Annotated in this window: 14 protein-coding genes and 1 pseudogene; 9 read left to right on the top strand and 6 right to left on the bottom strand. The window is 57.4% G+C overall.

Annotated elements, in window-relative coordinates; all coding sequences use genetic code 11:
* Window positions 1-18: 18 nt before the first annotated feature.
* From Q0Z94_RS02145 to Q0Z94_RS02160, 4 genes are all read right to left on the bottom strand, one after another.
* Window positions 19-945, bottom strand: coding sequence for a lysine exporter LysO family protein (locus tag Q0Z94_RS02145; protein ID WP_298067250.1), 927 nt, complete (start codon window positions 943-945; stop codon window positions 19-21).
* Between the two features lie 88 nt (window positions 946-1,033).
* A complete protein-coding gene (locus Q0Z94_RS02150; protein WP_298067251.1) occupies window positions 1,034-1,777 on the bottom strand; it encodes a YebC/PmpR family DNA-binding transcriptional regulator in 744 nt (247 codons plus the stop codon).
* An 18-nt stretch (window positions 1,778-1,795) separates the two neighbouring features.
* Window positions 1,796-2,398, bottom strand: coding sequence for an RlmE family RNA methyltransferase (locus tag Q0Z94_RS02155; RefSeq protein WP_298067255.1), 603 nt, complete (start codon window positions 2,396-2,398; stop codon window positions 1,796-1,798).
* 77 nt (window positions 2,399-2,475) lie between these two features.
* Complete coding sequence (locus Q0Z94_RS02160; protein WP_298067257.1) at window positions 2,476-2,604, bottom strand: hypothetical protein; 129 nt, start codon at window positions 2,602-2,604, stop codon at window positions 2,476-2,478.
* A gap of 82 nt (window positions 2,605-2,686) precedes the next feature.
* On the opposite strand from Q0Z94_RS02160, the gene Q0Z94_RS02165 reads away from it, so the two are divergent.
* The 8 genes and pseudogenes from Q0Z94_RS02165 to cydB all read left to right on the top strand — a co-directional run bounded on the left by Q0Z94_RS02165 (window position 2,687) and on the right by cydB (window position 7,619).
* Window positions 2,687-3,067, top strand: a complete 381-nt coding sequence (locus Q0Z94_RS02165; RefSeq protein WP_298067258.1) for a desulfoferrodoxin — start codon at window positions 2,687-2,689, stop codon at window positions 3,065-3,067.
* A 10-nt stretch (window positions 3,068-3,077) separates the two neighbouring features.
* Window positions 3,078-3,233 (top strand): annotated as a pseudogene (gene rd / locus Q0Z94_RS02170) (rubredoxin); the annotation flags it as partial.
* Between the two features lie 42 nt (window positions 3,234-3,275).
* Entirely contained in the window at window positions 3,276-3,437 is a 162-nt protein-coding gene (locus Q0Z94_RS02175; protein ID WP_298067312.1) for a rubredoxin, read from the top strand.
* A 21-nt stretch (window positions 3,438-3,458) separates the two neighbouring features.
* On the top strand, window positions 3,459-3,647 hold the full coding sequence (nrdD, locus tag Q0Z94_RS02180; RefSeq protein WP_298067259.1) for an anaerobic ribonucleoside-triphosphate reductase: 189 nt from the start codon (window positions 3,459-3,461) through the stop codon (window positions 3,645-3,647).
* Between the two features lie 30 nt (window positions 3,648-3,677).
* Window positions 3,678-3,833, top strand: a complete 156-nt coding sequence (gene rd / locus Q0Z94_RS02185) for a rubredoxin (protein WP_298067260.1) — start codon at window positions 3,678-3,680, stop codon at window positions 3,831-3,833.
* 137 nt (window positions 3,834-3,970) lie between these two features.
* The gene (locus Q0Z94_RS02190; RefSeq protein WP_298067263.1) at window positions 3,971-5,179 is read left to right on the top strand and encodes an MBL fold metallo-hydrolase; all 1,209 of its coding nucleotides are present in this window, start codon (window positions 3,971-3,973) and stop codon (window positions 5,177-5,179) included.
* Between the two features lie 95 nt (window positions 5,180-5,274).
* Window positions 5,275-6,597, top strand: coding sequence for a cytochrome ubiquinol oxidase subunit I (locus Q0Z94_RS02195; RefSeq protein ID WP_298067265.1), 1,323 nt, complete (start codon window positions 5,275-5,277; stop codon window positions 6,595-6,597).
* A gap of 2 nt (window positions 6,598-6,599) precedes the next feature.
* Window positions 6,600-7,619, top strand: coding sequence for a cytochrome d ubiquinol oxidase subunit II (cydB, locus tag Q0Z94_RS02200; protein ID WP_298067267.1), 1,020 nt, complete (start codon window positions 6,600-6,602; stop codon window positions 7,617-7,619).
* Between the two features lie 305 nt (window positions 7,620-7,924).
* Here cydB and Q0Z94_RS02205 read toward each other — a convergent pair whose 3' ends face one another.
* Window positions 7,925-8,371: a VOC family protein gene (locus tag Q0Z94_RS02205; RefSeq protein WP_298067269.1), complete on the bottom strand. Its 447-nt coding sequence runs from the start codon at window positions 8,369-8,371 to the stop codon at window positions 7,925-7,927.
* 641 nt (window positions 8,372-9,012) lie between these two features.
* Window positions 9,013-11,667: a preprotein translocase subunit SecA gene (gene secA, locus Q0Z94_RS02210; protein ID WP_298067271.1), complete on the bottom strand. Its 2,655-nt coding sequence runs from the start codon at window positions 11,665-11,667 to the stop codon at window positions 9,013-9,015.
* A gap of 232 nt (window positions 11,668-11,899) precedes the next feature.
* On the opposite strand from secA, the gene Q0Z94_RS02215 reads away from it, so the two are divergent.
* Window positions 11,900-12,613, top strand: coding sequence for a septal ring lytic transglycosylase RlpA family protein (locus Q0Z94_RS02215; RefSeq protein WP_298067273.1), 714 nt, complete (start codon window positions 11,900-11,902; stop codon window positions 12,611-12,613).
* Window positions 12,614-12,622: the final 9 nt, after the last annotated feature.

Raw genomic sequence — 12,622 nt, forward strand, 5'->3', positions numbered from 1 at the left:
TTGGAAAACAGCACGATTTCAGCGCAGCGCCATGAGCAGGGGCAGGATCACGGGAACGGCCAGCGTCAGGCACACGCCGGAGAACATGGCGAGAATGGCACAGCGCTCCCCGCTCACACTTGCGATCACAGGCAGACAGGTATCCATGGCCGTGGCCCCGCCGGCGAGTACCGGGCCAAGCCCGCCGGAAAAACGCAGCAGAAGCGGTGAAAGCAGCAAGGCCAACGCTTCGTGCATCATGTTGGAAAGCAGCGCCACCGAACCAAGCGCCGGATCTCCAAGACGGGTCAGAATAACCGTGGCGAGGCTGTAGTAGCCGAAGCCCGCGCCCACAGCCAGAGCGTCGATCAGCGTAATGCCGTACTTCAGGGAAAGGAGAAAGCCGCCCAGCAGACTGCCGCAGAACGTGCCCGCAACCACCCCCAGCGGGATAAGCAGGATGCGCGCCTTGAACTCCCGAATCACGGAGAGCGCACGGAGGTCAAAGCCCACAGTCATGCCGGCGAGGAAAAGCAAAACATAAAGGACACCGGCGACGGCTTCACCGCCGGAGAGTCCCGCAGGCAGGACGCGGTACAGTCCAGAAAACACGCCGGCCGCAAAAAAGGCCAGTGCCGCAAGGGAAATTCCGCTGCAGAAACGAAGCATCGGCGCAGGCACCACCCGGCCGGGCGCATATTCAGGAAACACATACCGGCCCAGCAGACGGGCGGCCGCAAGGCAGCCCAGAACGGAAAGGGAGCTGATGACCGCGGCACACAGTCCGAACTTCTCCATCTGGGCAAGGAGTTCGTCGTTTCCCCCGATGGACAGCCCCAACAGGAAGAGCATGGCGCGCACTGTCCAGCCAAGACAGCGGTTCACGGCCTTCACCGCTGCTTCGGAACGACGCGTGAGCCACCCCGCCGGGATACCTCCCGCGATGAGACCGATTTCGGCAAGCACCCCCGTCCTCCTTCCCCTGTGCCTGAACCAAAGAAAACGCCGGGCAGGAGAGCTTCCCCTCCGCCCGGCGCATACGTTTCCCGGCAGGTTACGCTTCAGGGTTGAAGTCGTCGGGCAGATCGGCGTTGGTATACACGTTCTGCACGTCGTCCAGCTCTTCCATGGCGTCGGTGATGCGGAAGAGTTTCTGCGCGGTCTCGGCGTCCACGGGAACGAGGATCCTGGGCACCATGGCAAGCTGTGCTTCCAGCATTTCCACGCCCTGCCCTTCCAGCGCTTCGCGAACGGTATTGAAATCGCCCATGGCGGTGCGTACTTCCCAGGTGTCGCCGCTGTCCTGCACGTCATCGGCTCCGGCTTCGAGAGCCATGTTCATCACAGACTCTTCGTCAGGATACTTTTCCTTGTCCAGAGTAATCACGCCCAGCCGGTCGAACTGGAAGGACACGGAGCCGCTTTCGCCCATTGTTCCGCCGTACTTGGTGAAAACATGGCGCACATCGGCCACTGTGCGGTTCTTGTTGTCGGTAGCGGTCTCCACGATAATGGCCACGCCGCCCGTGCCGTATCCTTCATAAATGATCTCGGAGAGGTCGCCGCCGGCATCCTGACCGGTGCCCTTGCGGATGGCGGCCTCAATGCGATCCTTGGGCAGGTTCACGGCCTTGGCGGCCGCGATGGCGGAACGCAGACGGGCATTACCGGCAGGGTCGCCGCCGCTCTTGGCAGCGATGATGATTTCCTTGGCGACCTTGGTGAAGACCTTGCCGCGCTTGGCGTCCTGAGCACCCTTGCGCAGTCTGATATTTGCCCATTTGTTGTGTCCCGACATAATGCCTCCCGAAAATGTTTAGCCTTGAACGGCACCCTTGAACCCCATGCCCAATTCAAAGATCTCCTTGCTTTCGGCACGGGAGCTTTTGGGCTTGAACGTCCTGACCGTGGCAAAACGCGCCCGGAGCGCGCCCGCCAGTTCCTGAAAATCCGGCCCCATGAAAATCTTGGCAACAAAACCGCCGCCGGACTTTAAATACCGGTCGGCCACCGCCACCGCCTCCAGGCACAGTTCCAGCGAACGAGCCTGGTCGGTAAATTTCGTGCCCGTGGTTCGCGGAGCCATATCACTGATCACCATGTCAAACGGCCCCTTCTCTGCAAGCAGGGACTCAAATTCCGGAGAGCGCTCGAACACATTCTCCTGAAGAAAGGTCACGTTCGGCGGGAAGGCCGTCTCCGTACCCTGCAAGTCGCAGGCCAGCACAAGGCCTTTTTCTCCTACCCGTTCGGCGGCGTACAGTGACCACGACCCCGGCGCAGCCCCAAGATCCAGCACCTTCATTCCGGCCCTGAAGAGGCGGAACGCCCTGTCCATTTCCTGAAGCTTGTACACGGAACGGGCAGGGTAATGATCTTCTTTGGCCTTGAGGAAATAATAATCGCGGTATACTTTCATGGCGCTCGGGCTTGTGTATCGTATTTCCGAAAAAGAGCCAAGAGGAAACTTGGCACTTTCCCTGGAAAGGGATAATGTTACAGCAAAAAACTTCCGTTGGCCAGACCTTCTCCCGCCGGAAAAACGGCAGACTTTTCTCCGGCACCGAATGCTTGCCGCACCGAGTTTTTCTCGAAGAATTTCGTTTGAATTTCCTTGACCGGCAAAAAAGAATCCGTTAATAAAAATCATTCCCAACAAAACTTCATCCGTTACGGATGCAGATATTTCAACCAGGAGGTACTCCCTATGCCCGCCAGACTTGATGTCTATCAGTGTAAACATTGTGGAAACATTGCGGAAATTCTGCATGGTGGCGTCTGCACCATGACGTGCTGCGGCGAACCCATGCAGCTTTTGCGTGAAGGCACTACCGATGGCGCTCTGGAAAAGCATGTTCCCGTCATCGAAAAGACGGCTGACGGCTACAAGGTCAAGGTGGGAGCCGTGGCTCATCCCATGGCGGACGACCATTATATCGAATGGATCGAACTCATCGCCGATGGTATCTCCTACACCCGCTTCCTTAAACCCGGAGACGCCCCTGAAGCCGAATTCTGCGTGAAGGCCGACAAGGTCACCGCCCGTGAATTCTGCAACAAGCACGGCCAGTGGAAGGCCGAACTCTAAGAGCGAAGGCATGAAAAAGCACGTTTGCAGTCTTTGCGGATGGGAGTACGACCCCGCTGTTGGCGATCCTGGCTCCGGCATCGCTCCCGGAACGGCCTTTGAAGACCTCCCCGAGGACTGGGTCTGCCCCGTGTGCAGCGCTTCCAGGAGTGACTTCCATGCTGCGGACAGTGCCGATTCCGCTGCGGAGCAGAAAAGCGACATGGCCATGTGGCAGTGCCAGGTCGGTAACTGCGGCTATATCTACCGCCCGGAAAAAGGCGACCGCAAGGGAAAAATCCCCGCGGGCACGGCCTTTGAGGATCTGCCTGATGACTGGCACTGCCCCGTCTGCGGCGCTTCCAGGAAAATGTTCAAAAAACTCGCGTAATCACGCTCAGGAGAGTTTGTCATGATCCACTGCAAAACCTCTACGTCCAGCCTGTCCGATCAGACGCTGGTAGGTACTGGCGTTGCCTTTGAACGGATCCGCCGCATCACCGGCTATCTTGTCGGAACACTGGATCGCTTCAACGATGGCAAACGCGCCGAGGAAAGAGACCGCGTCAAACACTGCAATCTGGAACACTTCCACGACTGAACCACCATCTGACATTAACGGAGCTGAACCATGAAGTACATCTGCAACGTGTGCGGCTATGAATACGATCCTGCCGTTGGCGACCCTGATTCCGGTATCGCCCCCGGCACTGCTTTCGAAGACCTCCCCGAAGACTGGGTCTGTCCCGTCTGCGGCGCTTCCAAAAGCGACTTCGAAGCCGCCTGATGACCTCTGCATTGCCGACCGGCGAGGAGCCTTCTTTCTGAGGAGGCTCCCCTTTTTTATTTACAAACCCTCTGACGCTCTCAAGCGGACAGCTTAAGACGCGGCAGACAAAAACCTTGTTTCTCAAGTGAGGAAGCATGAGACCCGTTGAGCTGAAAAAAGATATATACTGGGTAGGGGCCGTCGATTTCGACATCCGCAACTTCCACCATTACAGCCGCTCTCCTGAAGGCAGTACCTATAATGCCTATCTGGTCTGCGATGAAAAGAACGTCCTTTTCGACACCGTGAACGCCCATGAGTTCAGCGTTCTGGCCAAACACATCGCCGAGATCATCGAACCCGAAAAGGTCGACTACATCGTCTGCAACCATCTGGAACAGGATCACTCCGGAGCGCTGCCGCGCATCGTCAAGCTGTGCAAGCCCGAAAAGATCTTCTGTTCCCCCATGGGTTACAAATCCATGACCAACATCTTCGACACCACGGGCTGGCCCATCGAAGTGGTCAAGGACGGCGACCGCCTGAACATCGGCAAGCGCAATATCACCTTCCTTGAAACCCGTATGCTGCACTGGCCCGACAGCATGGTCTCCTATCTGGAAAAAGACAAGGTGCTCATCAGCAACGACGCCTTCGGTCAGAACATCGCCTCCTCCTGCCGCTTTGCCGACGAGTGCGAACACCATACGCTGCGGGAAGCCATCAAGCGTTATTACTACAACATTGTCCTGCCCTTTTCCCCGCAGGTTCTCAAGACCATCAAGCGCGTTGTGGACATGGGACTGGAATTTGACGTCATCGCTCCCGACCACGGGCTGATTTTCCGCACCCCCGAAGACGTGGCCTTCGTCATCAATACCTATAAGGAACTCGCTGAACAGAAGCCGCAGAAGCGTGCCGTCATCGCCTATGAAAGCATGTGGAACGGCACCGCGAAAATGGCCGAAGCCGTGGCTGACGGCCTGGAATCCGAAAACGTGCCCTATGTGCTCATGAACCTTCAGAACTGCCACTGCAGCGACGTGATGACCGAACTTGCCGACAGCAGCGCACTCATCCTTGGTTCTGCCACCCGCAACAATATGCCCATGGTCAACATGATGGCCTGCATCGCCCATGTAAAGGGTCTGCGGCCGCAGAACCTGGTGGGCGCAGCCTTCGGCACCTACGGCTGGTCCGGAGAAGCTCCCAAGATGATGGCCGACGCCCTCGCCGACATGAAGGTTGAAGTCGTGGCCGAACCTCTGAAATGCTACTTCAACCCTCAGGCCGAAGACCTGGCCAGATGCCGCGAACTCGGTGTGGCCGTGGCCCGTGCCCTGAAGGAAAAATGCGCTGACTGACCTGACGCCGCCGGGCCGCCCCCATTGGACGGCGGCCCGGGACTGCGGCATCGAGTCCGCATCTGTGAACGCCGGACGAGAACAAGGAGCAACCCATGGATCTCATCTTACTCTCGCGCCTCCAGTTTGCCATCACCGTATTCTTCCACTTCGTCTTCGTTCCGCTCACACTGGGCCTCTCCATCCTGCTCGCCATCATGGAGACCCTCTATGTGCGCACGGGCGATGAAGACTACCGGCGCATGACGAAATTCTGGGGCAAACTCTTCCTCATCAACTTTGTACTGGGCATAGTCACCGGCATCACTCTGGAATTCCAGTTCGGCACCAACTGGTCGCGCTATTCGGCCTATGTGGGCGATATTTTTGGTTCACTCCTCGCCATTGAAGCAACCGTGGCCTTCTTCCTGGAATCCACCTTCGTCGCGGTCTGGGCCTTCGGCTGGGAACGCGTCGGCAAAAAAGTCCACTGCTTTGCCATCTGGATGGTGGCCCTCGCGGGCAACCTTTCCGCCCTGTGGATCATTCTGGCGAACGGCTTCATGCAGCATCCCACGGGCTATGTCCTGCGCAATGTCCGCGCCGAGCTGAACGACTTTCTGGCCGTGGTCACCAATCCCTACGCCTGGGGCGAATATTTCCACACGCTGTCTTCGGCCTGGATGCTCGGCGGCTTCTTCGTCCTCGGCATCGCAGCCTGGCATCTGGCACGGAAAAACGACTCCGCCCTGTTCAGGAAGTGCGTGCGCCTTGCCGCGCCCTTCACCCTGATCATGGCGCTCCTCGTAGGCCTGGCCGGACACCATCAGGGCATGAACGTGGCCGAGTATCAGCCCGCAAAGATGGCCGCCATGGAATCCCACTGGACCACCCAGACCCGCGCCCCCATGTACCTGTTTGTCTGGCCCAATCAGGATAAAGGCGAAAATTTTGTCGAAGCGCTGCCCATCCCGGGACTCATGAGCTTCATCGCCTTCAACGACATCGATGCCGAAGTCAAGGGCCTGAGTGACTTCCCCAAGGACGACATTCCGCCCGTGCTGCCCACCTTCCTTTCCTTCCGCTTCATGGTAGCCATGGGCGGCCTGTTCATCGCTCTGGCGGCCTGGACCTGGTGGCGCCGCCGCGACCTTGAGGCATCCCCCCGGCTGCTCCGCCTCCTGCCCTGGGTCATTCCCCTGCCCTACCTCACCATCATGGCGGGCTGGGCCGTGGCCGAAATCGGGCGTCAGCCGTGGATAGTCTACGAACTCATGCGCACCTCGGACGCCGTGTCCCCGGTTCCTGCCAGCTCGGTACTTGTCTCCCTTCTCGGCTTCCTCGCCGTCTATACCCTGCTGGGTGTCGTTGATATCTGGCTTCTGTACACCCAGTCCCGCAAAGGCCCCGAACCCGCCAAAGCCGCTGAGGAGGCGTAGTCATGGAAACAATCTGGTTTTTCCTCTGGACTCTGCTCTGGGCCGTGTACTTCGTCCTTGACGGCTTCGACCTCGGCATGGGGACGCTCATGCCCTTCCTCGCCGCGGACGATGTTGAGCGCCGCGTCATCTACAATGCGCAGGGTCCCTACTGGGACGGCAATGAAGTGTGGCTCATTACGGCCGGCGGCGTGACCTTTGCCGCCTTCCCCAACGCCTACGCCGTGCTCTTCAGTGCCCTGTATGCCCCCCTGCTGCTTCTGCTCTTCTGCCTGATCTTCCGCGCCGTGGCCTTCGAGTTCCGCGGCAAGGTGCAGCGCCTGGCGTGGACGCGCTCCTGGGACGTGTGCATGGTGCTCGGCAGCTTCCTGCCCGCCCTGCTCCTGGGCGTCGCCTTTGCCAACCTGTTCATGGGCATCCCCATTGATGCGGACGGCGTGTATCACGGCTGCCTGCTGGGACTGCTTTCACCCTACGGTCTGGCCGGAGGCGTGCTCTTCGTGCTGATGTTCTGCTACCACGGAGCGTTGTGGCTGGAACTGAAATCGGAAGGAGCGCTTCAGGCAAAAGCCTGCCGCACGGCCTATGTTCTCTGGCCGCTGCTCCTGGCCATGGTGCTGGCGTTTCTGGCCCTTACCGGACACTACACCGACTCCTTTGAACGCATTGCCCAGCACCCGGCCGTCTACGTTGCGCTGGTGCTGGCCGTGGTCGGACTCGTGGGAACGCGACTCGTGCTCTCCAGCTGCACCCTCATGGCCTGGCTGTTCAGTGCTCTGTTTATCGTGGGCCTGACCTTCTTCGGCGTCTTCGGCATGTATCCGGGAATCATCCTCTCCAGCCTTGATCCCGCATGGAGCATCACTATTGCCAACGGCGCGTCCAGCCCGCTGACCCTGAAGATCATGCTCATTGTCACGCTGTGCGCCGTCCCCGTGGTCATCCTGTACCAGGCATGGGTGTACTACACCTTCGCGCACAAGGTGACGGAGCACACCCTGAACGGCGAACACGCCTACTGATACCCTCTTCCTTACCAGAACGGCGGAGGCCGCGGGCACTTGTCCTGCGGCCTCCTGTTTTGATTAATTCTGGCTGAGCTACACTCCAGCAGTCATGTCCCGCTCCTACCAAGGAACGGATATCTTTTTTACCACGTTTTTGCAATTATAACAGTTTATCTATTTTTTAATTTCACTTTTTAAATTAAATCCATAAACTTCCTATATTTTTCATTTATATTTAATTAAATACGCCTCATATCAAATATATTTTATATTAATATTTTCACATATTGTACATTCTAACAATGAAATTAAAATCAAACTTAATTCAAAAATTGTACCAATTCAAGAAGATTACCTTCAGGGTCACGGCAAAAAAGAAGAAGATACTTCCCATCAGTTGTCGGTACAGGCTCCGAAAGACTGCTCCCTCCAGCTTTTTCTATACGTTCCTTCAGGCGAGATACGTCTTGTACTGTAAAAGCTACATGCGTCAAACCATGCTGACAGAAAGAACGGGATTCCTTTCGACTGTCTTCATAGGGGGATAAAAACTGCAATAGTTCCAGCACCCCTGTCCCCTTCTCCGTGCCAAGCTTCGCAGTTCTGACTCTAACGCCCGGCGCCTTCAGTACTGTTTCCAGACATGCGCCGGATTCCAAGACAGGTTCGGCATATTTCAATCCCAGAATCTCCGTGTAAAAACGCAGACAGACATCCATGTCGCTCACCACAAGCCCCGTATGTCGCATGGCCAGAACTTCACTCATATCATTCCCAAGTGTCAGCTTATTGACAGATATACTGTTGACAAACACAGAGTAATGTTTCAATCCACAGTCGCCTCCATCCGCCGACTGACTCCACAACCAACGGATAGGTGTCGTGCGGGTTGCCCCTCCCTGAAGGGAGAGGTCTCAAACCACAAAGGAATTTTTGATAAATACTTCAAAGATGTCATTTTGGCAAATCTTTTTAAACGTCCTTTTTTACTAATAATCTATATCTTTTAAAAATTCAACTAGTTCAATTAATTAAAATAACTCTTTCCTCCCTTGCGTCCTTATTCGCTGACAGTATATCTGACAACGTGTATCTACCCTAAAAAAACTTACAAGCGCTCTTCTGCCACTCTGCCGCAAACTGTGAAACCGTCTCTCTCCTTTCTCCGGCTCTTTAAACGGAAAATGCGGTTCCACTCTCTTATTCCTCTCCTTTTACTGCTGGCAAAACACCTCTCCATAATACCCCAGGGACAAGAGGTATCTTCTGTGTGCTTTTCAAAAGCCGCGCAATTCTTACTTTGTCGGACATTCTGAATGCTCCCTGTTTCCGCCGCCCTCAAACAGAGACAGAAAAGGTGGAGACACATCGCGTCTCCGCCTTGAAAACATTCAGGACACGTGACCGGCTACAGGTTGCGTCCGCAGCACTTCTTGAACTTCTTGCCGCTGCCGCAGGGACAGGGATCGTTGCGCCCCACCTTGACGCCCTTATACACATGTGTCTCGCTCTTCACAGGGCCGCCCATGGCCGCGGGATCAGTCTTGTGGCGCAGTTCCAGCTTTCGGCCGGAAGCGTCCAGAGGCGTGGACACGGCTTCCGGTGCAGGCGTCTCCTGCTCTGCGGCTTCCTTGGCATGTTCAGCGGCTGCGGCTTCGGCGGGAGCCTCCGCAGGCGCTTCTTCACCGTCAGCGGCTTCGGCCTCCTCGTGTTCAACACGCTTCATGCGCACATGGGTCAGGGAGGTAATGGCGTTCTCATGGATGCGGAAGATCATCTCCTGGAACATGTTGAAGCCTTCGCGCTTATATTCCAGCTTGGGATCGCGCTGACCGTAGCCGCGCAGACCGATGCCCTCGCGCAGGTAGTCCATGGCGCGCAGGTGTTCCTTCCAGCAGCGATCCAGCGCCTCCAGCAGGAAGTAGCGCAGGATGTCGCCGTACATGGGGCCGGCCTCTTCGCGCAGTTCGGCAAAGATTTTCTCCACGGCCTGGCGGGCCTGGGAGCGCGGCGGTACAACGCTCATGGTCATATCGGGCAAGGCCCGTGCGATATTGCAGATCTCCATGAGCCGTGTGTTGGTCGAAGCGGCAAGCTCCGCGTCCGGCGCCTCCTTCAGCCCCTCCAGCGGCTGGTAGATGCTTTCAAGCAGTTCCTCCACAAAATCGAAGAGCACGCCCTCCACATCGGGAAGCTGCATGAGATCGCGTCGCAGTCCGTAGATGACTTCACGCTGCTGATTCATAACGTTGTCATAATCCAACAAGGTCTTCCTGATCTCGAAGTTGTGGCCTTCCACGCGCTTCTGGGCGTTCTCGATGGCCTTGGAAACCATGCGGTTTTCGATGGGCTCGCCTTCCTTCATGCCCATTTTTTCCATGAGTCCGGAGATGCGCTCCGAACCGAAGATGCGCATGAGGTTGTCTTCCAGCGAAAGATAGAAGCGGGAAGAACCGGGGTCACCCTGACGCCCGGAACGGCCGCGGAGCTGATTGTCGATGCGGCGGCTCTCATGACGTTCCGTGCCCAGAATATGCAGGCCGCCCAGTTCCTTCACGCCCTCGCCCAGAACGATATCAGTACCGCGGCCGGCCATGTTGGTGGCAATGGTCACATGCCCCTTCTGCCCTGCCTGGGCCACGATGGCAGCTTCCTCGGCGTGATGCTTGGCGTTGAGCACGCTGTGCGGGATGCCTTCCTTCTTCAGCATGGAGGAAAGCAGTTCCGAAGTCTCGATGGAGATCGTGCCCACGAGGACGGGCTGACCCGTGTGGTAGAGTTCCTTGATGGCCTTGATGATGGCGTCGTATTTTTCACGCTGGGTGCGGTAGATGAGATCCGGGCGATCATCGCGGATCATGGGCATGTTCGTGGGAACCGTGATGGTCTCCAAATGATAAATCTGGTCGAATTCCACGGCTTCCGTCTGGGCCGTGCCGGTCATGCCCGCCAGCTTGTCATACATGCGGAAGTAGTTCTGGAAGGTAATGCTGGCCAGCGTCTGATTCTCGGCCTCAACCTTCACGCCTTCCTTGGCTTCCAGCGCCTGATGCAAGCCATCGCTGAAACGGCGGCCCGGCATGAGGCGGCCGGTGAACTCATCCACGATAACGACCTTGCCCTCGTCGCTGACGATGTAGTCCACATCGCGCTTGAACGCGTGATGCGCCTTCAAGGATTGCAGGATGTGGTGCTGATAGGCAATGCTGCCGGGGTCGAAAAGGTTCTGTATGCCCAGTATCTTCTCGCATTTGGCCACGCCTGCATCGGTAAGCATGGCGGTCTTGGCCTTTTCGTCCAGCGTGAAGTCCTCCTGAGCCTTGAGCTGACGAACCACGGCGTCCATAGCCTGATACAGGGTGGTGGATTCGTCGCTGGCACCGGAGATAATGAGCGGTGTACGGGCTTCGTCGATGAGGATGGAGTCCACTTCGTCCACAATGGCAAAATTGTGGCCGCGCTGCACAAGCTGCTCGGCGTAGAACTTCATGTTGTCGCGCAGGTAGTCGAAACCAAACTCGTTGTTGGTGCCGTAGGTGATGTCACAGGCGTACGCCTGCTTGCGCTGCTCGTCGTCAAGGCCCTGTACGATGACACCCACGCTGAGGCCCAGGAAGCTGTAGATCCTGCCCATCCATTCGGCATCACGCCGTGCCAGGTAATCGTTCACCGTGACCACATGCACGCCCTTGCCCGAGAGCGCGTTCAGCACCACGGGCAGCGTCGCCACCAGTGTTTTGCCTTCGCCGGTCTTCATTTCGGCGATCTTGCCGGCATGGAGCACCATGCCGCCCAGCATCTGCACATCGTAATGACGCATTCCCATGACGCGCCGCGCCGTCTCGCGCACCAGTGCGAAGACTCCGGGCAGAACCTCGTCGAGACTCTTCCCCTCCTTCTGCACTGCGTCGCGGTACTCCCCAAGTCTGGCGGGGAACTCGTCGTCTGCGAGTTCCCGCATGGCGGGTTCGAGGGCGTTGCATTTTTTGAGCTGAGAACGCAGGGAACGCAGATAGCGATCGTTGCGGGTACCGAATATCTTACCGATCAGAAACTTGATCATGAAGCTTCTCCAGAAAATGTCCTTTGAACAAGGGAAACGATACGTCATGCCGCGCCGTTTGGCAAATATGAACCAGCCGCTTTTCACGTTTCTTTTCCCGAACGGAAAAATATCGCTTCCGAAACGCTGCGCCGTAAGCCTGTACGCGCCCCGCATCTTGGGACGCTGGACAAAAACTCCGCTCTGGCTCATGATAGGCCGTTCATCTCTCGTTTTCCGGTAAAGGATAGCTATGCCGAGCCTGCCCCGTCTGCTCCTCTTCCTTTTCTGCCTTCTCCTTGCCGCCGCCGTTGCCGCAGGCTGTTCCACCCGCCGCCACACCGGGAGCAAAGGAACCGCGTCGTACACGGTCAGAGGCAAGACCTACCACCCGCTCAAGTCCGCCGCCGGATTCACGGAAACCGGCGTGGCATCATGGTACGGGCCAGGCTTCCACGGCAAAACCACCTCCAACGGGGAACGCTACAACCAGAACAGCCTGACCGCGGCTCATAAACTTCTGCCCTTCGGTACGAAGCTGCGCGTCACCAACCTGAAAAACGGGCGTTCCGTCATTGTACGCATCAATGACCGCGGCCCCTTCGTGGGTTCACGCATCATCGACCTTTCCCGCGCCGCGGCCAAGGAGCTGGATATGCTGGGAACAGGCACGGCACGAGTGCGGCTCGTGGCGCTGGAGGGAGGCAAAAAGCCCGTGAGGATCACACCCGACGGGGACATGGACGGACGGTTCTACATCCAGATCGGAGCGTTCCGGGAACTGCCACGCGCCAAGGCGCTGGCCGAAACCATGCGCAAGCGCGGATATGGCTGCCGCATCTCCGGACATGACGGCAGCGTCCTGCACTTCGTCCAGCTCGGCCCCTACTTTTCCAAATCCGCCGCAGATCAGGCCTCACGCCCGCTCCTGAAGCAGTACCGCGGACTCTTTACCGTTGCCGAATAAGGCCGCCGT

The organism is uncultured Mailhella sp., from assembly GCF_947631555.1.
Taxonomy (GTDB): domain Bacteria; phylum Desulfobacterota; class Desulfovibrionia; order Desulfovibrionales; family Desulfovibrionaceae; genus Mailhella.

Coding starts and splice junctions, on each gene's coding strand:
- Q0Z94_RS02205 (WP_298067269.1), bottom strand. CDS start 8,371: ATGAGTGAAGTTCTGGCCATGCGACATACGGGGCTTGTGGTGAGCGAC.
- cydB (WP_298067267.1), top strand. CDS start 6,600: ATGGAAACAATCTGGTTTTTCCTCTGGACTCTGCTCTGGGCCGTGTAC.
- Q0Z94_RS02175 (WP_298067312.1), top strand. CDS start 3,276: ATGTGGCAGTGCCAGGTCGGTAACTGCGGCTATATCTACCGCCCGGAA.
- Q0Z94_RS02150 (WP_298067251.1), bottom strand. CDS start 1,777: ATGTCGGGACACAACAAATGGGCAAATATCAGACTGCGCAAGGGTGCT.
- Q0Z94_RS02215 (WP_298067273.1), top strand. CDS start 11,900: ATGCCGAGCCTGCCCCGTCTGCTCCTCTTCCTTTTCTGCCTTCTCCTT.
- Q0Z94_RS02165 (WP_298067258.1), top strand. CDS start 2,687: ATGCCCGCCAGACTTGATGTCTATCAGTGTAAACATTGTGGAAACATT.
- Q0Z94_RS02155 (WP_298067255.1), bottom strand. CDS start 2,398: ATGAAAGTATACCGCGATTATTATTTCCTCAAGGCCAAAGAAGATCAT.
- Q0Z94_RS02195 (WP_298067265.1), top strand. CDS start 5,275: ATGGATCTCATCTTACTCTCGCGCCTCCAGTTTGCCATCACCGTATTC.
- secA (WP_298067271.1), bottom strand. CDS start 11,667: ATGATCAAGTTTCTGATCGGTAAGATATTCGGTACCCGCAACGATCGC.
- rd (WP_298067260.1), top strand. CDS start 3,678: ATGAAGTACATCTGCAACGTGTGCGGCTATGAATACGATCCTGCCGTT.
- nrdD (WP_298067259.1), top strand. CDS start 3,459: ATGATCCACTGCAAAACCTCTACGTCCAGCCTGTCCGATCAGACGCTG.
- Q0Z94_RS02190 (WP_298067263.1), top strand. CDS start 3,971: ATGAGACCCGTTGAGCTGAAAAAAGATATATACTGGGTAGGGGCCGTC.